At 64.4% G+C, this 20,657-nt stretch carries 19 protein-coding genes and 1 tRNA gene; 8 read left to right on the top strand and 12 right to left on the bottom strand.

Features of this window, described 5'->3' with window-relative positions; translation table 11 throughout:
- Positions 1–45: 45 nt before the first annotated feature.
- The 7 genes from EGH24_RS11110 to EGH24_RS11140 all read right to left on the bottom strand — a co-directional run bounded on the left by EGH24_RS11110 (position 46) and on the right by EGH24_RS11140 (position 4,706).
- Positions 46–648 carry a CDP-alcohol phosphatidyltransferase family protein gene (locus EGH24_RS11110; protein ID WP_142980204.1) on the bottom strand — a complete coding sequence of 201 codons (603 nt, stop codon included), beginning with the start codon at positions 646–648 and terminating at the stop codon, positions 46–48.
- Positions 645–1,199, bottom strand: coding sequence for an adenylate kinase family protein (locus tag EGH24_RS11115; protein ID WP_142980205.1), 555 nt, complete (start codon positions 1,197–1,199; stop codon positions 645–647). Before EGH24_RS11115 ends, EGH24_RS11110 begins: the two co-directional genes overlap by 4 nt.
- Positions 1,196–2,284 (bottom strand): histidinol-phosphate transaminase, encoded by a 1,089-nt coding sequence (gene hisC, locus EGH24_RS11120; protein ID WP_142980206.1) that lies wholly within the window; start codon positions 2,282–2,284, stop codon positions 1,196–1,198. The genes EGH24_RS11115 and hisC overlap by 4 nt, the downstream gene beginning before the upstream one ends.
- A gap of 65 nt (positions 2,285–2,349) precedes the next feature.
- On the bottom strand, positions 2,350–2,607 hold the full coding sequence (locus EGH24_RS11125; protein ID WP_142980207.1) for a type II toxin-antitoxin system HicA family toxin: 258 nt from the start codon (positions 2,605–2,607) through the stop codon (positions 2,350–2,352).
- Positions 2,608–2,609: 2 nt separating this feature from the next.
- Complete coding sequence (locus EGH24_RS11130; protein WP_142980208.1) at positions 2,610–2,885, bottom strand: type II toxin-antitoxin system HicB family antitoxin; 276 nt, start codon at positions 2,883–2,885, stop codon at positions 2,610–2,612.
- A 57-nt stretch (positions 2,886–2,942) separates the two neighbouring features.
- Complete coding sequence (locus EGH24_RS11135; protein ID WP_142980209.1) at positions 2,943–3,683, bottom strand: fumarylacetoacetate hydrolase family protein; 741 nt, start codon at positions 3,681–3,683, stop codon at positions 2,943–2,945.
- A 66-nt stretch (positions 3,684–3,749) separates the two neighbouring features.
- Entirely contained in the window at positions 3,750–4,706 is a 957-nt protein-coding gene (locus EGH24_RS11140; protein WP_142980210.1) for an AAA family ATPase, read from the bottom strand.
- 88 nt (positions 4,707–4,794) lie between these two features.
- On the opposite strand from EGH24_RS11140, the gene EGH24_RS11145 reads away from it, so the two are divergent.
- Positions 4,795–4,865 (top strand) — tRNA-Gly (locus EGH24_RS11145).
- A 268-nt stretch (positions 4,866–5,133) separates the two neighbouring features.
- Here EGH24_RS11145 and EGH24_RS11150 read toward each other — a convergent pair.
- Positions 5,134–6,549, bottom strand: a complete 1,416-nt coding sequence (locus EGH24_RS11150; protein WP_142980211.1) for a sensor histidine kinase — start codon at positions 6,547–6,549, stop codon at positions 5,134–5,136.
- A 150-nt stretch (positions 6,550–6,699) separates the two neighbouring features.
- Between EGH24_RS11150 and EGH24_RS11155 the strand changes: the two genes are divergently transcribed.
- Positions 6,700–6,996: a hypothetical protein gene (locus EGH24_RS11155; protein WP_142980212.1), complete on the top strand. Its 297-nt coding sequence runs from the start codon at positions 6,700–6,702 to the stop codon at positions 6,994–6,996.
- A gap of 17 nt (positions 6,997–7,013) precedes the next feature.
- Here EGH24_RS11155 and EGH24_RS11160 read toward each other — a convergent pair whose 3' ends face one another.
- Positions 7,014–7,787 (bottom strand): creatininase family protein, encoded by a 774-nt coding sequence (locus EGH24_RS11160; RefSeq protein WP_142980213.1) that lies wholly within the window; start codon positions 7,785–7,787, stop codon positions 7,014–7,016.
- Between the two features lie 84 nt (positions 7,788–7,871).
- Between EGH24_RS11160 and EGH24_RS11165 the strand changes: the two genes are divergently transcribed.
- From EGH24_RS11165 to EGH24_RS11185, 5 genes are all read left to right on the top strand, one after another.
- Positions 7,872–9,281 (top strand): carotenoid oxygenase family protein, encoded by a 1,410-nt coding sequence (locus EGH24_RS11165; protein WP_246057969.1) that lies wholly within the window; start codon positions 7,872–7,874, stop codon positions 9,279–9,281.
- Between the two features lie 129 nt (positions 9,282–9,410).
- Positions 9,411–10,778, top strand: a complete 1,368-nt coding sequence (locus EGH24_RS11170; protein ID WP_142980215.1) for an ATP-binding protein — start codon at positions 9,411–9,413, stop codon at positions 10,776–10,778.
- Positions 10,779–10,903: 125 nt separating this feature from the next.
- On the top strand, positions 10,904–12,163 hold the full coding sequence (locus EGH24_RS11175; protein ID WP_185903305.1) for a HEAT repeat domain-containing protein: 1,260 nt from the start codon (positions 10,904–10,906) through the stop codon (positions 12,161–12,163).
- A 109-nt stretch (positions 12,164–12,272) separates the two neighbouring features.
- The gene (locus EGH24_RS11180) at positions 12,273–12,932 is read left to right on the top strand and encodes an HAD family hydrolase (RefSeq protein ID WP_142980217.1); all 660 of its coding nucleotides are present in this window, start codon (positions 12,273–12,275) and stop codon (positions 12,930–12,932) included.
- 103 nt (positions 12,933–13,035) lie between these two features.
- Positions 13,036–13,230, top strand: a complete 195-nt coding sequence (locus EGH24_RS11185) for a cold-shock protein (RefSeq protein WP_142980218.1) — start codon at positions 13,036–13,038, stop codon at positions 13,228–13,230.
- 140 nt (positions 13,231–13,370) lie between these two features.
- On the opposite strand, the gene EGH24_RS11190 is transcribed toward EGH24_RS11185, so the two are convergent.
- The 3 genes from EGH24_RS11190 to nasA (EGH24_RS11200) form a co-directional block, all read right to left on the bottom strand.
- Positions 13,371–13,748: a 6-pyruvoyl trahydropterin synthase family protein gene (locus EGH24_RS11190; protein ID WP_142980219.1), complete on the bottom strand. Its 378-nt coding sequence runs from the start codon at positions 13,746–13,748 to the stop codon at positions 13,371–13,373.
- Between the two features lie 40 nt (positions 13,749–13,788).
- Entirely contained in the window at positions 13,789–15,888 is a 2,100-nt protein-coding gene (gene nasA, locus EGH24_RS11195) for an assimilatory nitrate reductase NasA (protein ID WP_142980220.1), read from the bottom strand.
- 170 nt (positions 15,889–16,058) lie between these two features.
- Positions 16,059–18,167, bottom strand: coding sequence for an assimilatory nitrate reductase NasA (gene nasA, locus EGH24_RS11200; RefSeq protein ID WP_142980221.1), 2,109 nt, complete (start codon positions 18,165–18,167; stop codon positions 16,059–16,061).
- 633 nt (positions 18,168–18,800) lie between these two features.
- On the opposite strand from nasA (EGH24_RS11200), the gene EGH24_RS11205 reads away from it, so the two are divergent.
- Positions 18,801–20,564 (top strand): nitrite/sulfite reductase, encoded by a 1,764-nt coding sequence (locus tag EGH24_RS11205; protein ID WP_142980222.1) that lies wholly within the window; start codon positions 18,801–18,803, stop codon positions 20,562–20,564.
- Positions 20,565–20,657: the final 93 nt, after the last annotated feature.

The raw sequence follows: 20,657 nt of genomic DNA on the forward strand, positions 1-20,657 counted from the left end.
AAGCATGCGCCGCGGCGGAGTCTGCCGATAAAACCCGCCGCCGGCTCAGAGATCGCCCCACGCGCCCCAGAAGCGTTGGAACGCCGTGATGTGGCCGATCACCGCAAAGAACACCAAGAGGAGTTCGATGACGCCGAAGCCGGCGACGAGCGGCGCGCTGTAGCCCGCGGCGACGAAGCCGGCCAGCCCCATCAGTACCAGTCGGTCGGCACGGCCGACGAGGCCGCCGTAGGCCCGCCCGAGGCCGACTGCTTGGATCTGCGTGCCGAGATACGAGGTCATCAGGACGCCGGTCACGGCGAGAAAGCCGAGCGCGAAGCTTTCGACGCCCGCGGCCAGCCCGCCGATGATCGTCAGATCGGCGTAGCGGTCGATCACGTGATCGAGCAGGTCGCCGGCGTCGGAGGCAACGTCCTGCCGGCGAGCGAGCGCGCCGTCGATCAGATCCAGCCAGCCGTTGGCAAACACGAGGACGCCGCCGACAACGTAGAACAGCGGGTCGGCGACGACGAAAGCGGCCGCAGCGGCCACCGCCACGCCAAGCGAGATGACGCTCACGCTGTTCGGCGTCAGCCCGACTTTGTCAGCGGCTGTGACGAACGGGGTGAGCCCTTTTTCGGCGACGGGACGAAGCTTATCGAGGGTCATCCGACGAGGTACTCCGTGAAGTCGACCGCGCCGGCACTGGGTTCGCGGTCACCGTTGCGAACGGCGGCGATCTCGCCCGCGACGGCGTCGGGATCACGGTCGGTCGTATCGATTTCGTAGACTGTCTCCGGGCCGTGCTGCTCGACAGCCTCCGAAAGCACGACATCGAGAGCTTCACTCTCGGCGTTCTCGCGGGCTTTCTCGGCGGAGTCGCCGCGGTCACGCAAGCGTTGTTCCAGCACGCTTGGTTCACACCGGAGGACGACGACGCGGTCGGCGTCGAAGTGATGGGCGAGATGGGATTCGAGGATGCCCGTCCACGCGCCGAGATGCTCCCGAGCGGCGTCGAGATCGGTTACCAGCGAGTCGCGGTCGGCATCGCGCTCGCTGTAGAGGTCGTGCTCGCGGATTTCGTCGTTGAGATGGATGACCGCCGCGTCGGCGTCGCCGTCGGTGCCATCAGCGTCGTCGGCGAGGTGCTCGGTCGCAGTCGTTTTGCCGGTGCCGGGCGTCCCGGTGACGGCCAGTTTCGGTGCCACGCCGTCGGTCACGCCGGCGTCACCTCAGCCAGAATCCCGTTCAGCGTCTCGACGGCGGTTTTCGTCTGCTCGCGGGTGCCACAGGAGATGCGGACACAGCCCGGGAGGCCGAAACTGCTGCAGTCGCGGATGATGACACCGGCTCGCTGGCTCTCCTCGGCGACGCGGCTGGCATCGCCAACGTCGGCCAGCACGAAGTTGGCCGCGCTCTCGAAGGTCGGCGCGTCGAGTTCCTGCTGCATGTACTCGCGGGCCCACTGCGCGGACTCGACGGACTGCTCGATGTGGGCGTCGTCGTCGAGGGCGGCCAGCGCGGCCCGGCAGGCGACCTCGTTGGCCGCGAACGGCGTGTTCACGCGGGCGTAGGCGTCGGCCCACGACTCGGGGATGGCGGCGTAGCCGATCCGCAGGCCGGCCAGCCCGTAGGCCTTCGAGAACGTCCGCATGACGGCGAGGTTGTCGAACTCGTCGAGGAGGCCGATGCTGCTCGGTCGCTCGGAGTACTCGCCGTAGGCCTCGTCAACGACGACGAGCGTCTGGTCATCGACCGCCTCAAGGAGCGTGCGGATTTCTGAGCGTGCCCACTCGGTGCCGGCCGGGTTGTGCGGCGAGGTGACATGGATGATTCGCTCGCCGTCGTAGGCGTCGAGTGCCATCTCGGCCGTCTGCTCGAAGCCGTCAGCCTTCGAGAGGTCGTACTCGCTGACCTCGCCGTGGTGGTGCCGTGCGCTCATCGAGTAGTAGGAGAAGCCGGGCGAGGGGACGAGCACCGACTGGCCGGGCTCAAGCATGGCGCGGGAGAGGTAGTCGATCGCGCCGTCGGCACCGGGCGTGACCCAGATCTGCTCGTCGGCGACGCCCCACTTCGCGGCGAGCTTCTCAGTCAGATCGGTGTGGGCGGCTTTCGGGTAGACATGGAGTCCGTCGTCGGCCTGCTGGTGGACCGCGTCGACGGCCTTCGGGCTGGAGCCGTGGGGGTTCTCGTTGGAGGAGAGTTTGATTAACGCCGCCGGATCGAGACCGAGGTCACGGGCGACTTCCTCGATCCCCCGGCCCGGCACGTACGGGCTGGTCGCAGAGAGGTCCCGTGGTTGCATACCCGAGGAGAGCGGCCCGCGACCCTTAAGCGTGCTTACACGGCGCGGTTTCCCCAGCGCGGCCGTTACCGATGGTCGTCAATCCACTCACAGAACGCCTCGAAATCGTCCGCGCCAGCGTCGTCAGCAATGTCGTGAAGCGTGCCGATACTGATCGAATCGTGGGCCGGAACACTCACCACGCGGGCATCAGTCCGCTCGTGATCTGCCGGCGGCTCCCACCGCAGTATCAGATGGTCGCCTGTCGTGCGGACGTGCCGAAAGCTACCGACGTTGACCAGCACCTTGTACACGTCTTCACCGGAGAAATCCCGCGTTACCATCGTTACTGCAGGACATCGGGGAGGTCGTCGTCCTGAGAGCGAGCGACTTCAGGATCAACACCTAACTCCCGGATTTCCTCGTCAGTTGGGGAGTGCCCACCGTCGCCTTCGACCGCATCGACAACTGCGTCGAGATTGTCGAGTGCGACAGCCCGACTCTCTCCCTGTGCAGTCACGCCGACGCGGAGATCACGAGCCGTCCACTGTCCGTCCGGGTTCTTCACCAGACGGATTTCGCGGGCCGGCGCATCCGCGTCGCCAGAATCGGCTCGTGCCATACGAGTTCATAGCCCGGCATGACTCAAAACGCTTCGGGGGAACCACAACAACAGCGATCAGCCGGCATCAGGAATCTCAACGTCGTGTTCCAGCGTTCCGATTCCCTCGATTTCGACTTCGACATGGTCGCCGTCAGCAAGCGCGCCGACGCCGGCCGGCGTTCCCGTCGAGATCACGTCGCCCGGCTCTAAGGTCATGTACTCGGTGATTTCCGCGATCAACGCCGAGACGGAAAAGTAAAATTGGTCGATCGTCGCGGCCTGTTTCGTCTCGCCGTTGACCCGGAGTTCGATCGCGGCGTCGTCGGGGACTTCGTCGGGCGTCGCCACCACGGGACCGAGCGGCGCGGCGTTGTCGAAGGCCTTCCCGCGCACCCAGTTCTGCTCGCGGTCCTGATCGTCGCGGTTCGAGAGGTCGTTGAGGCAGGTGTAGCCGCGGACGACATCGAGGGCGTCGGCTTCGGCGACGTGGCGGCACTGCTCGTCGATGACGACCGCGAACTCGGCTTCCCAGTCGATCCGCTCTTTGCCCGCCGGCAGCGTGACCGTCGACTCCGGGGCGGCGACGGCGTTCGGCGGTTTGAGGAACAACAGCGGGCGGTCCGGTACGTCCGCGTCGCGCTCGGCGGCGTGGTCGGCGTAGTTGCGCCCGACACAGACGATTTTCGTCGGTTCGCAGGGTGGCAACACGTCGACTGCGTCGCGGTCGTACTGCTGGCCGCCGAATGCGACCGTGTCGTCGTCGAGGGTGCCCTGTCGAACAGTGCCCGAGGGATCGCGGAAACGGATGTGGTGCATACTCGCATTCTGTCGAGTACGGAGAAAACGTTTGTCGGTGGGGATCGACTGCGACGGTAATCAGGACTACAGGTCTTCCATCGCCGGGACTGGAATCGCCTCAAGTGCGTCGTCGACGACGGCGGCTTTCGGCGTGTCACGGACCGACGCTTCGGTCGTCAACACGAGCCGGTGTTCGAACGTCTCGTGGACGCTCGCGGTGATGTCGTCGGGAACGACATACTCCCGGCCGGCCAGCACGGCGCGGGCGCGGCTGATCTCGAACAGTCGCTGGATCCCCCGCGGTGAGATGCCGACCGCGACGCGGTCGTCCTCGCGGGTCGCTCGGGCGAGATCGACGATGTAGGCGCGCAACTCGGGATGGACCGAGACGCCCTCGGGCACTGTCAGGAGTTCGCGGACGGTCGAGAGGTCGGTGACGGGGGTTGCCGCTGGCTCGCTGGTCGCGCGGTTGCCACGGCGGGCCAGTAGTTCGAGTTCACCCTCGCGGTCGGGGTAGCCCATCGCGGTTTTCGTCATGAAGCGGTCGCGTTGGGCCTCCGGCAGTTCGAAGGTGCCCTCCTGTTCGACGGGGTTCTGCGTTGCCATGACGACGAACGGATCGGGCAGTTGGCGTGTCTCCTCGCCGACCGAGACCTGCCCTTCGCCCATCGCTTCCAGCAGCGCTGCCTGCGTTTTCGGCGGCGCGCGGTTGATCTCGTCGGCCAGTACGATGTTGGCGAACAGCGGCCCCTCGCGGAAGCGGAACTCGCCGGTCTCCTGATTGAAGACGTGGGTGCCGGTGATGTCCGCGGGCAGCAGATCCGGCGTGAACTGGATGCGATTGAAATCGAGGTTGAGCGCGGTCGCCAGACTCTGGGCGGTGAGCGTCTTACCCGTGCCCGGCACGTCCTCCAAGAGCACGTGGCCGTCGGCGAGGATCGTCGTCAGCAACGTTGTCAGCAGGTCGTCGTCGGCAATGACCGTCGCCGACACCGTCGAGAGCACCGACTGGCAGGTCTCGGCGGCCGAAGCTGGCTTCATACGCTTCCCGATGGGTGGCTCGGAGTTAAATATCCTGCAGGCAGGCGAACGAAGGGTTTTATCAGCAGCGGCGAATACGACCGGGTGCGCGCCGTTGGTCCAGTGGTAGGACAGAGCCTTCCCAAGGCTCTAGCCCGGGTTCAATTCCCGGACGGCGCACTCCTTCGTCGTGCCCCGTCCGTTGTCCCACTCGCGTTGCTCGCGGGACTCCCGGACGGCGCATTTTCTGTCGTGAGCAAAGCGAACGACGAAATCGCCACGGAATTGAACCCCGTGAGTCGCAGCCCGCACAGCCGAGCGAAGCGAGGGTGATCGTCTGGCTTCGGTTCAATTCCCGGACGGCGCACTCCTTCGTCGTGCCCCGTCCGATGTCCCGCTCGCAGTGCTCGCGGGACTCCCGGACGGCGCGCTCCTTTGTCATCCAGTCTCACACGTCCGGATCGGACAACGGCAGTTCGACGACGAAGACCGCGCCGGTCGGCTCGTTGTCCTCGATCCAGATCTCGCCGTGGTACTGATCGACCAGCTTGTGCGCCAGATAGAGCCCGATCCCGGTGCCGGGGCTCTCGGGGCCTTTGCTCCCTTTGCCGAAGATCTCCTCTTTCTGGCCGTCCGGGACGCCCGGACCGTTGTCGGCGATCCGCAGCGTGAGCGTTGTCTCCGATCGCTCGGTCGTGATCTCGATTGCTGGGGTGTCCGAATCGTTGTGCCGAACGGCGTTGCTGAGGAGATTCCCGACGACGGAAGCCAAGAGTTCGTTGGCACGGACCTCGATGTCGTCTTCGCGGTCGACGGTGACGGAGACAGCGTCGTGATCCGAGCGGAGTTTCTCCACCTCGGTGTCGATGATCGTGGCGAGATCGACGGCATCGAGCTCGACATCGGCATCGCCCTCCAGTGATTCCACGAAATCCTTCGTGATCTCGGTGAGTTCGGCGATATGCGTACTCGTCTCCTCGATGTGGGAAAGCATATCCAGATACTCATCGTCGACACGGTCTTTGAGCACCTCGGCCCACCCCGAGAGGATGTTCACGTCGTTTTTGATGTCGTGGCTGACGATGCGGTTGATGATCGCAAGCTCCTCCTTTTTCCGTTTCAGCTCCTCTTCGTTGTGTTTCTGGAGGGTGATCTCCCGAGTGACGATCTGCACCGACGACTCCTCACCGCCGGTCGCCAGCGGGACGACAATATTATGGAAGTGCCGGAGGCCGATGCTGTCCTGAAACGTCACGACGCTGCCGGCGGTGGTCGCGCGTTGGCCCTGTTTGAGGCGGTTGGCGGCGACGTCCTCCGGCAGAAACGCCGACAGCTGGCTGCCGACCATCTTCGATTCCGAGGTGTTGAACGCCTTGGCCATCTTGTCGTTGGCGGCGAGGATCGTTCCGTCAAGGCGGACCTGACTGATCTCGTCGGGGGAGTTGTCGACGAGCTGTTCGTATTTCCGCTGGGTGCGGCGGCGATCGACGATGTTGTCGATGCGGTTGGCGAGCAGGCCCAGCGACTCCTCCTCGAAGATGTCCTGTTTCAGGATGTACTCGTCGACACCCATTCTGATCGCACGGCTGGCGACCTCCTCGTCGCCCTCGCTGGTCACCAGAATAAAGGGGAGATCAGTCTCGTCGGCGATCGCTTGGTAGAACTCCAAGCCGTCGAGATCCGGCATCTGGTAGTCGCTGACGATGCAGTCGACCGTCTCGAACTCAACGTCGGAAAGCGCGGCGCGGGCGTCGGTAATGGCGGTCGTCACCATGTCGTGGTCCGACTCAAGTGTGTCAGCGACGAGATTCCCGAAGAATTCGCTGTCGTCGACGACGAGAATGGAGAGCGATTCGGTTCGCATGCTGGCTGTCTTCCGTACACTGTGACCCCCGTTGACTTAGTTCTGCGTCTATCGCGCCAGCGGTGCAACGGCGCACGCTGTGCGGTCGCCACCGCGCAGAATCGACATCAAGGAGAAAGATTCAATTCGGATCGACGGCGACACTCCCTCATGACGGCTCCGGATGTGGATCCCGAGGCCTTCGAGTTCGACCCCGACCTCGTGGATCCGGCCGAGGAGTTGGCGGAAGCCTTCATCCTCGAAGAGTTCGACGCAGCCCTCCTCGAAGAACTCGACAAACAGTATCTCGAAGTGCTGGCGAACCAACCGCCGGAGAAGATCCACATCAACGTTGACGACGCGGTGTTGGATGCAGCGATGCAGGTCGCCGAACTGGTCGTCGAACGGTTGGAAGCCGCCGAGAACCGAACGACCGGCCGGCCGTCGCGGATTCCCTCGTTCCGGTAATCACTGCGTACGGAACTCTAGCGGTGGTCCTTCGGCATGAGATCCTCGGCAGGCTGTGCATCGAGCCACTCACAGAGCTCGACGAGTTGCTCGGCGGCGGCCTCAAACAGCTGTTCGCCTTTTTCCGCCGTCGCGTCCGTCTGATCACCGAGGACGCCGTTGTCGGTGTTGTCGACGGCGTCGTAGAACGTGCGGGCTCCGTGAACGCGGACACCGTCTTCGTTCTCCCAGTCCAGCAGGCCCCCGTCCCGTGCATCGGTAAGCCGATCGTCGTGGACGAGGTCGCCGTCGAGATACTGGATCAGCGAGGTTTCCTTCGGGCCACCGTGCGGGCCGGGTTGCTCGAAGACTTCCTCGATAAGCTCAGGAATGCTCTCGTCCCACATCCACTCGATAGCGTACAGCACCTCGTCGTCGCGGAGCCGGCGGCCGACTTCCCGGAGCGGGTCGACGTTGCCGCCGTGGGCGTTGACGTAGATGACGCGGTCGATGCCGTGGTACGCGAGGTTGCGAGTGAGCGATTCGATATACGAGCGGAACGTCTCGGCGTCGACCCACATCGTCCCGTAGAACTGTTTGTGGTGTGGGCTGACGCCGATATTGACCGTCGGCGTGCAGAGGTAGCCCGTGCGATCGGCAGCCTCGCGGGCGAAGGCTTCCGCGATCAGGTGGTCGGTCGCCAGCGGGAGATGCGGGCCGTGTTGTTCGGTCGAGCCGAGCGGCACCAGCGCGAGCGACTCGTCGTCGAAGTAGTCTTCGAGATCCCACCACGTCTCGTCGCCGAGGTACATAGCTCCGCTATGGGAAACAGCGGCTTCAATCCTCGCCATCGAGGTCGCCAAGCATTGATAGTCGTGCCACCCGAACTCGCCGCCGTGACAGGCTCCGAGACCGTCGGCTTTCAGTCGCTCACGACGGAGCGAACCGAGTACAGCCCGCCAGTCGAGGGCTCGATCCCGACGTGGCTGTCGGGGACGCTCATCCGCAACGGGCCGGGGCTGTTCGAGGCCGGCGACCGCCGCGTTAACCACTGGTTCGACGGGTTGGCAATGCTCCGCCGCTACGCGTTCGATGACGGCGACCTCCGATACTCGAATCGATTCCTCCGCAGCGACGCCTACGCGGATGCGATGGCCGGCCAAATCACTGGCCAGTTCGGCACCGACACCCGCGGCTGGCGGCGTGTCCTCGATACAGTCCGCAATCTCGGGCTCCCGGATCCGACCGACAACGCCAACGTCCACGTCGCTCGAATCGACGGCGAGTACGTCGCGCTCACCGAAGCCCCGCGTCGAATTGCCTTCGATCCAGACACGCTGGAGACACACGGCGAGTTCACTTTCGACGACGACCTCCCCGAACACGTCACCGCCGCTCATCTCGTCGACGATCCCCACGCCGAGGAACTGATCGGATTCACGACGCAGTTCGGCCTGACGCCCCAGTATCACGTCTACCGCGTTCCAGCGGGCAGCCGAACCCGAGAACGAATCACGTCGATCGACGCTCGCGGGCCGGCGTACATCCACGACTGCAGCGTCACCGACTCCCACGCTATCCTCGTCGAATCGCCGCTCGTGTTGTCGGTACTGCGCGTGCTCAATCCGTTTTCGGAGGGCGCGATGGACATGCTACAGTGGAAGCCCTCAGAACCAACCCGGCTGCTCGTTGTCGACCGCGCCAGCGGCGACCTCGTCGCCGACCCGACGTTCGAGGCAACCTTCTGTTTCCACCACGTCAACGCCTACTGTGACGACGGCGAGATCGTCTTGGATCTCGTCGAGTTCCCCGACAGCGAGATCGTCGACTCGTTGTCGCTGGCGGCACTCGACGGCGAGGGCTTCCCGGACGTGCCAGCCGGCCGGCTCATGCGGTACCGGATCGACCCCGACGCCAACAGCGTCGAGCGCGGCCAACTGTACCCCGGCGGGATGGAACTACCGCGCGTTCCGCGCCGCTGTACCGGTCGGGAGTATCGCTACGCCTACGGGCAGGCGACCGACCGCGAGGGAGCCAACGGGCTCGTGAAAGTCGATTGCGAGACCGGGCAGGCTCAGGAGTGGTGGGAACAGGGCGTGTACGTCGAGGAGCCGATTCCGGTGCAGCGACCGGACGGAACAGCCGAAGACGATGGGGTTGTGCTGGCGACCGCGCTCGATGTCGAGGCCGAACGAACGTCGCTGCTCGTCTTCGATGCGGCGACGCTGACCGTCGAGGCGCGGGTGACGCTGCCGCACGCTGAACCGTTCGGCTTTCACGGCCGATTTTTCCAGTCGACGGACTGAAATCCGCAGTCGCACGCGGCGGCTGCGAGAACCGCCGGCGACGTGGCCAACAGCGGAAATTATATCCCTTCGATCACAAGTGCGGGCTGAGACGCAGCACGCGGCCGGTCACAGCGTCGATCACCGACCATGAGCCAGACGGATTCACCCGACGACGGGAGCCTCCAGCGGCGGACAGCCGCCCGCACCCGCAACGGGCTCCATGCGGTCAAACTCGGCCTCACGGAGCTGTGGCTGATCGCGTTTGGACTCTTTAGCGCGGTCGGCTACGGCGTCCGCGACGGCTTCGACCGTCGGCCCGCCGTCGGCGTGATCTACACTGCCATCGTCACCCTCGGCTCGTTCGGCATCGTTGCCGGCAGCGGATTCCTACTCGGCATCGACCTCCTGACGCCCGTCGGCGTCGCCATCGCTGCCGGCTTCGTCCTCGCGTCGACGGCCGGCTCGGTCGTGTTGACTGACACCGCCGACCGGGATTACCGCCGTCACGTCGCCCGCCGGATCTCGCTCGTCGATGCCGACGGATCGACGCGCCACTCCGCCGACGAGGGGGCCGAGACGACAGCCGAGGCTGGCGAAGCAACCGAGGCCACCGAGACAGCGGCCGACGCCGAGCAACCACCGGAATCGTCAAGGGGCGAGGATACCGACAGCGACGGCGGCGACGCCGGGGGCAGCGATATCGACCGCGACCGCGGCACCGATAGCGGCGAGAGCGGCGACGACGGCCCGAGCCGGCGGTATGTTACCGAACCACCCGACATCGATTTCGACGACGTGGCGGGGTTCGACGAGCTCAAAACCGAGCTCTACGAGCGCGTGATCGATCCGCTTGAGGAGCCAGAAAAATACGAGAAATACGGCCTCTCGGTCGAAAACGGGTTTCTGCTGTACGGGCCGCCGGGCACCGGCAAGACGTACATCTCGAAAGCACTCGCCGGCGAGTTGGGGATCCACTACATCGGCGTCAAAGGCTCCGATATCATCTCGAAGTGGCTCGGCGAGGGCACCCAGAACGTCGCCCAACTGTTCGAGGAGGCCCGCCGGAACCAGCCGTGTCTGATCTTCATCGACGAGATCGACGCGCTCACGCCGGAGCGCACCAGCGCGAACCAACACCAAGACCAGACGCAGATGGTCAACCAGTTCCTCGAAGAGATCAGCGACATCAACGAAAGCGACGCCAAGATCGTCATCGTCGGCGCGACCAACCGCCGCGATCAGATCGACAAAGCGATGTTGCGCTCGGGGCGGCTCTCGGTCCAAATCGAAGTCGCAAAACCGGGCGCGAAAACCCGGGTAGCGATCTTCGATGTCCATCTCGACGCGCCCCGTGACCCCGAGCTCGATGCGACGGCGATCGCCAAGCAGTCCGGCGGGCTGACCGCCGCCGACATGGAACAGGTGGCGACCGAGGCGGCGCGGGCGGCGATGCGTCGGGAGGGCAAGGTCACCACCGAGGACGTGACCGCCGCCATCGAAGAAGTGCGGAACTGACCACTAACGGGGGGCGAAACCGCCCGAAATGACAATCGAATCGGATGTTACGGTGAACTTATTAGCGCAGCCGGCTTACTGAAATGATAGAACGAGGGGCAGCGGTACGTCATCATTCCGGGCCAATGGGCACTCAGCACGAGCGCGTCGATACCGATTTCCTGTTCACGCTGGCGTTTAACGAGCAGTTCGACCAACTCGCCAGACACCTCCTCCAGAACAGCGAGCAGGCCGTCCGGATGCAGGCCGCGGAGTTGCTCGCGGAGTACAGCGAGACGATGGACGACGAGGAGCGCGAGCCGATCAGAGCGGCCCTCATCGCCGCCGTCCAACAGGAACCGAGCGACGCCGTCCGGGCCCGAACCATCGAAGCCCTCAGCGAGTTCGGCGAGTCGGCTATCGACGACCTCGTCGACTCGTTGGGTGACCCCGAGCGACCAACACCCGCCGAGGAACCGTATCCGAACTACCTGCTCCGGTGGTTCGACAGTGACTACTCGGAGTTCCGGCTGGTCGCCGTCGCCGCCATCGCCCGACTCGACAGCCACGATGGCGTCCCGAAACTGGCCGCGGCCTGTTCGGATCTCGATCCACGCGTCCGACTCCGGGCAGTCACAGAGTGCGGCCGCGTCGGCGACGACCGCTGTGTCCGGGCGGTCGCAACACATCTCACCGGCAACGAGGACGAACTCCGCCATGCGGCCGCCGACTCCCTCCAGCGGATCGGCAGCCGAAAGGCGATCCGAGCCCTGTTGCCGGCGGCGAAAAGCGACGACACGGACCTGCGCAGGACCGCGATCGGGAGCCTCGGCGAGGTCGGCTCGTTGAACCTGCTGGGAACGCTCCTTCGTGGGCTCGATGACGACGATCCGACGATCAGAGCGGCCGCCGCGGAATCGATCATTGAGTTGGTCGCTGCGGCTCCCAGTGAGGAGAGCCATACCGTCCGTGAAACGGTCGCCAAACAGCTCAACACGTTTCCGGATCGGGACATCGTCCCGGTGTTTCTGTCCCTGTTCGAGGAGTCCGATCGGCCGAAAATCCGCCGGAACACGGCGTGGCTGCTCGGTCGAATCGCCGACGAGGAGCCCCGAACGGATGTCGTCCATGCGCTCATCAAGGCGATCGCTGACGACGACGCGGAGACGACCCGCGTCGCCACCGCAAGCCTCGTGCGGATCGACGATCCGGCGATCATCGACGAGCTAGAGCGGTTCATCAAGGCCACCGACCTCGACTCGAAGGCCCTCAATCGAGCGGATTTCATCCGATCGCGGCTCACTGATAGCGAGGCCGAAGCGCGGCTGAAAGATGCCGTGGAGTACACGGAAGTCTCGGATCCGGCCGACTACACGCGGAAGCAAGCGGAGAAGGACTCGCGGTGAGTGGTGGCGACGATCTCCGGTGAGTGGTGGCAACGGCGCGGCGTGAGCAGGTGAGAAAGGGGACACACAGACTGAAACGCTTATCCACCAGGCCCCCCAACAGATTCCTATGCGTTACGATACCGTCGTGTTCGACAACGACGGTGTCCTTGTCGGTCGGACCCGGTTTGACGTGCTGCAGACGGCAACAGAGGAGACGTTCGAGAAGTTCGATGTTTCCGATCCGGACCCCGAATACGTCGAGGACATGACGATTGGTGCAACGCCCGAACGAGTCGCAACCGTGTGCAACGAGTACGGTCTCGATCCGGACCGCTTCTGGCGGGTCCGCGACCGGACGATGTCCGGTGCCCAGCAGGCCGAAGCCCGCGCCGGCCGGAAGACGCCGTACGGCGATCTCGATGTGCTCAGCGATATCGATGCCAACTTCGGCATCGTCAGTTCGAACCAACAGGAGACGGTCGATTTCCTGCTCGATCACTTCGGCATCCGCGACCTCTTCGAGACGGCCTACGGCCGGGAGCGAACAGTCGAAAGCCTCGACCTGCGGAAACCGAACCCCCACTACATCGAAGCCGCCCTCTCGGATCTCGACGGCGAGAACGCGCTGTTCGTCGGCGACAACGAGTCGGATATCAAAGCCGCCGAGAACGCCGGCATCGACTCGGCGTTCATCCGCCGGCCCCATCGCCAAAACTGGGATCTCAACGTCTGGCCGACGTGGGATATCGACTCGCTGGATGACCTCCGCCGAGTCTGCCGCGCCTGAGACGGCCCCGATTGCTGCGGTTTCTGCGGCCTGAGTCGCCCGTTTGGGCCCAGCAACCCACTTCACAACCCTTATCCGCACGCCGGGACTCCCTCAGATTGCAATGGCAAACGGTACGGTCGACTTCTTCAACGACACTGGCGGCTACGGATTCATTGATACTGACGATGCTGACGACGACGTCTTCTTCCACATGGAAGACGTTGGCGGCCCGGACCTCGAAGAGGGTCAGGACGTCGAGTTCGACATCGAGCAGTCCCCGAAAGGTCCGCGGGCGTCCAACGTCACCCGCCTGTAAGTTACGCCCCCGTAACTCACAGTTCCACACATAACTACACCTTCTGCAATTTTCAGCCCGCGAGAGTCATCAGTCGGTTCACCAGACCGACAGCCAGCGTCTCGCCGTCGTGGGTCAGCGTTCTGTCTCGCCGTAGTAGTTCAGAGTTCCCGGGTGTGGCTAACGGTCGCCACGTCGTCTTCTTGGAGGGCGATCTCCAGTTCGGTCGCGGGCTCCGGATCGAGCCGGTCGCTGAGGCGATCGCCGAAGATCCGGGCAAAGTGCTCCGCGCTCGGATTCAGTCCCTCGAAGGCCGGGAGGTCGTTCAGCGTCTCATCGCGGAACGAGTCGACCGTGGCCTCGACCGCCTCGATGACAGCGTCGATGTCGACGAGGTAGCCGTACTCGCCGAGAGCAGGCCCGCGGAAGGTCACCTCGGCAGTGAACTGGTGTGAGTGTAGTTCGCCCTCGGGGCCGGGGTTCGGAACCGTCAGATAGTGTTGGGCGACGAACGCCCGCGAGACCGACACCGCGTACATACCTCACTATCAGCTAGCTGTCGGTTAAAATATGTGGCAGTCAGTCGTCGGTTGGCAGCCGAGTATCGGTAGCGTTGCCGTCGCTCTCGGGCTGCGGCCGATTCGGTGCAGTCAATCGGACCGCACACTGTTTGAAATTCGGTTGCGCCGAGTCGGGATCGACCGCCGACAGCGTCAACTCGTTGATCGCCGGGTGGTGGATCGGCAGCCAGATCAGTCCCGGCGGAATGCTGTTGTCGACATCGGTGTCGACGGTGATCGCGCCGCGGCGCGATTTGATGACCGTTGTCCCGCGGTCGAAGGCGGGCAGGTACGTCCCGATCGTCTCGGCGTTGATGCGGGCAGTCGGCCGGGGGTCGTCGCCCGCACTTCGCGTTCCGGTGTTGTAGTGGTCGGCGGCCCGCCCCGTCGTCAGCGTGAGCGGGTAGTCGTCGTCGACGGGTTCGGGGAGGCTGCCATGGGTCGCCGTCGAGAACGCTGCCCGGCCCGTCGCCGTCGGGAACGACCACTCGCCGTCGTCGTAGTATCGGTAGCCGCCCGCGCTGTCGGCATCGGGAGCCGGCCAGCGAACCGCCAACTCGTCGGCCAGTCGGTCGTAGGAGAGCCCCGAGAGGTCGGCCGTCGAGTCAGCAGTCAGCTCGGTTAGTTCCGCGAAAATGGCTTCAGGGTCGAGCGGCGGGTCCTCGAAGAGCTCCGGTGCGATCCGCTTGCCGAGCGTGGCGATGATATCGAGGTCCTGTTTCGCCAACTCGGGCGGCTCGGAAACCGCCCTAACGCGGGAGACGCGCCGGTCCATGTTGATCGTCGTTCCCTCGGTTTCACCCCATGTCGCCGCCGGCAACACCACGTCGGCGAGTTCGGTCGTCTCGGAACGATACGCGTCCTGTGAGACGAGGAACGCATCGTCGAGGGCGTCGGTGACGTGGCGGTTGTCGGGCATCCCCGCAGCGGGGTTCGTCGCGATCGTCCAACAGACATCAAGGTCACCCTGTGCGAGTTTGTCGACGATGCGGACCGCACCCGGGCCAGCGGTTTCGGGGAGTCGGCTGAGCGGCACGTCCCACGCGTCGGCGACCCGCTTGCGCGCCGCGGCGTCGGTGAACGGGCGGTGGCCGGGCCACGTCGTGTTCGCTCCACAGATCCGCGATCCCATCGAGTTCGCTTGCCCCGTCAACGAGAAGGGACCGCTGCCGGGACCGAGATTCCCGGTCGCCAGACAGAGATCGATCAGCGAGCGGGCCGTTGCGGTCCCCTGGACGCTCTGATTGACGCCCATGCCCCAGTAGACGAGCGTCGACGCGTCGAGTGCCTCGGCGAGCGTCTCGATAGTCTCGACGGAGACACCGGCCGTCTCGGCGGCCGAGTCGATCGTCGGTAGCGACTCCACCATCGTCTCGAAGCCGGTCGTGTGGGACTCGACGAAATCGGTATCGACGCCGCCGGAGTCGATAACGTGGGTCAACGCGCCGCGGGCGACTGCGAGGTCGGTGCCCGGGTCCGGCTGAATGTGGGTGTCGGCCTCGCCGCTGGTCTCGCTTTCGACGGGGTCGACGACGACGAGCCGGCTGCCGTCTGCGGCCGCGCTGTCGGCGATCCAGCGGTACAACACCGGATGGGCGANCGCCGGGTTNGCTCCCCAGANNACGTGGNNNTCCGCNTCGGGNATNTCGTCGTAGGTCGGTGGGGGCGCGTCGCTGCCGAACGCGTCGTAGTAGGCGGTGACCGCGCTGGCCATACACAGCGTNGTGTTGGCNTCGTAGTNGNGNGTNCCGAANCCGCCGCGGGCGAGTTTGCCCAAGGCGTAAGCGGCCTCCGTCGTCTGTTGGCCGCTGCCGAGGACAGCGATGTTGCCCTCGCCGTTGCTGAGTGCCTCGATGAATCGGGTGGTGACGATGCCGAGGGCCGTATCCCAGTCGGTCGGTTGGAGGACGCCGCCGCGACGGACGAGCGGTTCGGTGAGCCGGTCGCCGCCCGGATCGACAGTCTCCCGAATCCCGCGCTGGCAGTCCCGGCCCTCGCTGGTCGGATGCGCCGGGTTGCCACGGGCGTCGGCAACGCCGTACCCATCCTCGCTGCCCTGTTGCAGATAGCCACAGCCGACCGCACAGCGCATGCAGGTGGTTGGCTGCCAGTCACTCATGGAGCGATCCCCAGCAGTAAGCCACAGCGGCAACAGTCTGTTTTCCCGTCTATGTTGCACATTGTGTCTCGGATAGTTGTGCTACTTTCCCGATGTGAGAGATATAATTGCTTTGCTTGTGCCCAGATAACTGTAAAGTCAGAACTATTCTGGCGGAAGTCGTGAAGTAATCAATCGCCCTCGACCGGGTCGGCGTCGGGCGTCAGCCCCTGTTCGGTAAGCGGGTTCGACGGCGACGGCGGCCGGACAGTCACCGCACACTGTTTGAAGTTCGGCTCGTCGGACTCGGGATCGACGACCGGCAGCGTCAACGCGTTGACCGCCGGGTGGTGGATCGGCAACCAGATCATCCCCTTCGGCACGCCGTCGTCGGGTTGCATCGTCGCCGTCACCGAGGCGCGACGGGAGACGATCACCGTCTTGCCGCGGTCTAACGCCTCGATATGGTCGATGATCGTCTCGGGATGGACGCGGGCGACCGGGCAGGTCTCGGGGTTGGGCTCGCGGCTGCGAACCCCCGTGTTGTAGGCGTCGGGCTCCCGGCCCGTAGTGAGGGTTAGCGGATAGTTCTCATCGGTCGGCTCCGCGAGGCCGCCGTGAGTGCCGGTCGAAAAGCGCGCCCGGCCCGAAGGTGTCGGGAACGACCAGCCATCGTCGGTGACGTAGCGGTAGCCGCCCTGACTGTCGGGTTCCGGCGCGGGCCACCGGACCGCTAACTCGGCGTCGAGGCGTTCGTACGAAATACCCGAGAGGTCGGCGACGGTGCCGTCAGTGAGCGCGACGAACTCGTCGAAGACGGTCTCGGGATCGATCGGCGGGTGCTCGAAGAGATCGCCGTACATCTGTTCGCCGATGGCGGCGATGATATCGATATCCTGGCGGACCTTCGAGGGGGTGTCGCTGGCGGCCCGCACCCGGGAGACGTTCCGCTCCATGTTGGTGACCGTTCCCTCGGATTCGCCCCACGTCGCCGCCGGCAACACCACGTCGGCAACGTCGGCGGTCTCGGTGCGGAAGGCGTCTTGGACGACGAGGAACGTATCCTCCAGCGTTTCCCGGACATGGTCGGCGTCGGGCATGCCGGCGACCGGGTTCGTGGCGACCGTCCAGCAGGCTTCGGGCTCGCCGTCGGCCAGTTGGTCGATGATGCCGACGGGGCCGGGACCGGGATCGTCAGGCAGGCGATCGACCGGGATATCCCACGCGTCGGCGACCGTCCGGCGTTCGTCGGGATCCTCGTAGTCGCGGTGGCCGGGCCACGTCCCTTTCGACGAACAGACGCGGGTGCCCATCGAGTTCGCTTGCCCCGTCAGCGAGAANGGNCCGCTGCCGGGTTCGAGGTTGCCCGTGGCGAGACAGAGGTCGATCAGGGCGCGAGCGGTCGCGGTGCCCTCGACGTTCTGGTTGACGCCCATCCCCCAGTAGATGAGCGTTTGGTCGGCGAAGGCGTCGGCGACGGTCTCGACGGTGTCCATCGAGACGCCGGCAGTGTCGGCTGCGTCCGCCGCGGCGGGCAGTTCCTCGCGGAGGGCGTCGAAGCCGACGGTGGCCTCCTCGATGAACTCGCGGTCGACGGCGTCGGTCTCGATCAGATGCGAGAGGACGGCCCGGGCGAACGCGAGGTCGGTGCCGGGATCGAGTTGGACGTGGGTGTCGGCGTCCTCGGCAGTCTCGCTTTCGACGGGGTCGACGACGATGAGTTGGCTGTCGTCCTCGTCGGCACTCTGGGCGATCCACCGATACATCACCGGGTGGGCGGCCGTCGGGTTCGCGCCCCAGACGACGTGGCTCTCGGCGTCGGGGATGTCGTCGTAGGTCGGCGGCGGCGCGTCGCTGCCGAAGGCTTGGTAGTACGCTGTGACCGCACTCGCCATACAGAGCGTCGTGTTAGCGTCGTAGTAGCGCGTGCCGAACCCGCCGCGGGCCAGCTTGCCCAGCGCGTAGGCGGCTTCGTTGGTCTGTTGGCCGCTGCCGAGAACGGCGACGCCGTTGGGCGTGTCTTCGAGGGCGGCTTGGAACCGGTTGACGACGACGCCGAGGGCGATATCCCAGCTGGTGGCGACGAGCTCGCCGTCCTTGCGGATGAGCGGGCGGGTCAGCCACTCGCCGTCCGGATCGGCCGTCTCGTCGATGCCGCGCTGGCAGGCCAGCCCACGGTTGACCGGGTGGTTGGCGTCGCCACGAACCGTATCGAGCCCGTAGCCGTTGTCGACACCCTTCTGGAGGTGGCCACAGCCGACGGCACATCGCACGCAGGTCGTCGGCGTCCACCCGGTCATCGGTCCCTCCCGACGCGACCGAGGGCGGCCGACCCCGCGGATTCCTGTGCGCGTCCGACATCAGTGCTGCAGCGAATATATATCGTCATTTGTGAGTTGTTGCTGCCTAATAGTGAAACAATGAGAGGTATAACGCTTTTGCTTTTGTACAATGTAGCGTATTTTGGACTATTTTCGGTTAGATGTGCGCCCGTGCATACGCGTGGGCTGACTCTGTGAACCCACACAGCGGTAGCTCGGCCCTGTGTATCCACACAGCAGTAGATCGGTCGGACTGCGGCTCGCGCTCACCCAACGGGAACAGATGGAAACAGCGCGATCTCACCGACGACGAATCCGACCGATCAGTCCCAACACGGCCAAAACCATACGAATCGCCGAATATCGAAAGAGAATCTGATAATATCTAATTCACACCCAGTTTCGAACCCGAATTAAAATTCATCTCGTTGACGCCGAAAGATACCCGGGTATTTACGTGGGGTGTCGAACTGTTTGATTTAACCGTCTGTTTCCATATTTTTTAAATGAGCAAGTTTTTATGCTGATATCCGAAGTAATATCCATGCTGGCTAAGCACACGCCCACTGTAACGCACAAACGGTTGCAGTTCCACGTAGGAGGTTCAACGTAATGGCACACAAGAAAGAGGACTACAAAGACGGATTATACGGTGATGAGGTCCGTGAGAAGCTGTTAGAGTTCGCCGACAAGGGCTTCGACTCGATTCCCGAAGACGAGATCGATAAGTGGTTCTGCCGATTCAAATTCTGGGGCGTCTTCCACCACCGCTCGGGGCAAGAAGGCTACTGCATGATGCGGTTGACCAACTGCAACGGGCAGCTGGAACCCGGCCAGCTGCGCGCCATCGGCAAGGCCGCCGAGGAGTACGCCAAAGGCCCCGAAGACAATCCGGAGTACGGTAACGGCTGGATCGACTTTACGACGCGGCAGTCGATCCAGCTCCACTGGGTCAAGTTCGAAGACGTACCGAAGGTCTGGGACATCATCGAACCGGCCGGCGTCACCACTCGGTCGGCCGGCGGCGACACGATGCGAAACATCGTCGGCTGTCCGGTCGCCGGCAAGGCCCCCGACGAGATTATCGACACGCAGCCGATTCTTGATCGGTTCCAAGAGGAGATCCGCGACGACGACGCCCTCTGCAACATGCCGCGGAAATTCAATATCTCGATTACTGGCACCCCAGAGGGCGGCGCACAGGACTCGATCAACGATATCGGGCTCGAACCCGCAAAGAAGGAAATCGACGGCGAGGAAGAACTCGGCTTCAACGTCCGCGTTGGCGGCGGCCTCGGCGGCCACGAGCCCCGCGTTGCTCGCGCGCTCAACGTCTGGGTCGAACCCGATCGGGCAGTCGACATCGTCCGCAACTTCGTCGAACTCTACCACGAGGAGGGCAACCGCCAAAACCGGAACAAGAACCGCGCGCGGTTCTTCGTCGACGAACACGGCACCGAGTGGATTCGAGAGAAGCTCCAGGACGACTACGTCGATTGGGAACTCAAAAGCGACGGCAAGGACATGCGGGAAAACTACACCTACAACGCCGGCCGACCCCAAGAGGACGGTAATTTCGACTACATCGGCGTCCACGATCAAAACGACGGCAAAAAGTGGGTCGGTCTGAGCGTCGCCTGCGGGCGACTCGAATCCCAAGAAGTGCTCCGACTTGCCGACCTCGCCGAAAAGTACGGCTCGGGTTCGATCCGACTGACCCGCCGGCAGAACCCCCTCATCATGGATGTCGATCCCGACCGGGTGGACGAGTTGCTCCGCAAACCCTTGCTCCACAAACACAAACCCGAGCCGAACCCATTCGTTCGCGGGGCGACTGCCTGTACCGGCACCGAGTTCTGCGGGCTCGCACTCACCGAGACGAAAACCCGGATGGCCCGCATGCTGCGCTGGCTGCGCGATAACGTCGATCTCCCGGACGACATCAACCAACTCAAGATTCACTACTCCGGGTGTACGGCCGACTGCGGCCAGGCCAACACCGCCGACATCGGCCTGATCGGCATGCGCGCCCGGAAGGACGGCGAGATGGTCGAAGCGATGGATATCGGCGTCGGCGGCGGCATCGGCGAGGAACCCTCCTTCGTCAACTGGATCCGCCAGCGCGTCCCGGCCGACGAAGTACCCGGGGCGATCAAGAACATCCTCGAAGCCTACGCCGCCCACCGCTTTGAGGGCCAGACGTTCCGCGAGTGGGTCGANGCGACGGGCNACGAGNCGCTNNTCGAGCTNNNNGANCCCGANGAGANCGANNGCTACGANGANCCGTGTCTCTACGACGCCAAACAGTCGTGGTACCCGTTCGCCGACGAGGAAAGCGAGGAGGCAAAGGGGGTGCCGGCTGCGGCCGATGACTGACGAAACGCCCCCAGAGCCGACCGTTGGGAACAGCGACCGCGAGCACGCCGGGCAGGACGGGACGACCGAACACGTCTCCGCGGACGTGGCACC

This window comes from Halonotius terrestris (genome assembly GCF_006861665.1).
Taxonomy (GTDB): domain Archaea; phylum Halobacteriota; class Halobacteria; order Halobacteriales; family Haloferacaceae; genus Halonotius; species Halonotius terrestris.

Excerpts from the sequence above, each read along its gene's own strand:
- EGH24_RS11180 (WP_142980217.1), top strand. The coding sequence starts at position 12,273 with ATGCGTTACGATACCGTCGTGTTCGACAACGACGGTGTCCTTGTCGGT.
- EGH24_RS11160 (WP_142980213.1), bottom strand. The coding sequence starts at position 7,787 with ATGTACCTCGGCGACGAGACGTGGTGGGATCTCGAAGACTACTTCGAC.
- EGH24_RS11150 (WP_142980211.1), bottom strand. The coding sequence starts at position 6,549 with ATGCGAACCGAATCGCTCTCCATTCTCGTCGTCGACGACAGCGAATTC.
- hisC (WP_142980206.1), bottom strand. The coding sequence starts at position 2,284 with ATGCAACCACGGGACCTCTCTGCGACCAGCCCGTACGTGCCGGGCCGG.
- EGH24_RS11140 (WP_142980210.1), bottom strand. The coding sequence starts at position 4,706 with ATGAAGCCAGCTTCGGCCGCCGAGACCTGCCAGTCGGTGCTCTCGACG.
- EGH24_RS11170 (WP_142980215.1), top strand. The coding sequence starts at position 9,411 with ATGAGCCAGACGGATTCACCCGACGACGGGAGCCTCCAGCGGCGGACA.
- EGH24_RS11125 (WP_142980207.1), bottom strand. The coding sequence starts at position 2,607 with ATGGTAACGCGGGATTTCTCCGGTGAAGACGTGTACAAGGTGCTGGTC.
- EGH24_RS11135 (WP_142980209.1), bottom strand. The coding sequence starts at position 3,683 with ATGCACCACATCCGTTTCCGCGATCCCTCGGGCACTGTTCGACAGGGC.
- EGH24_RS11155 (WP_142980212.1), top strand. The coding sequence starts at position 6,700 with ATGACGGCTCCGGATGTGGATCCCGAGGCCTTCGAGTTCGACCCCGAC.
- EGH24_RS11190 (WP_142980219.1), bottom strand. The coding sequence starts at position 13,748 with ATGTACGCGGTGTCGGTCTCGCGGGCGTTCGTCGCCCAACACTATCTG.
- EGH24_RS11130 (WP_142980208.1), bottom strand. The coding sequence starts at position 2,885 with ATGGCACGAGCCGATTCTGGCGACGCGGATGCGCCGGCCCGCGAAATC.
- EGH24_RS11185 (WP_142980218.1), top strand. The coding sequence starts at position 13,036 with ATGGCAAACGGTACGGTCGACTTCTTCAACGACACTGGCGGCTACGGA.
- EGH24_RS11110 (WP_142980204.1), bottom strand. The coding sequence starts at position 648 with ATGACCCTCGATAAGCTTCGTCCCGTCGCCGAAAAAGGGCTCACCCCG.
- EGH24_RS11175 (WP_185903305.1), top strand. The coding sequence starts at position 10,904 with ATGGGCACTCAGCACGAGCGCGTCGATACCGATTTCCTGTTCACGCTG.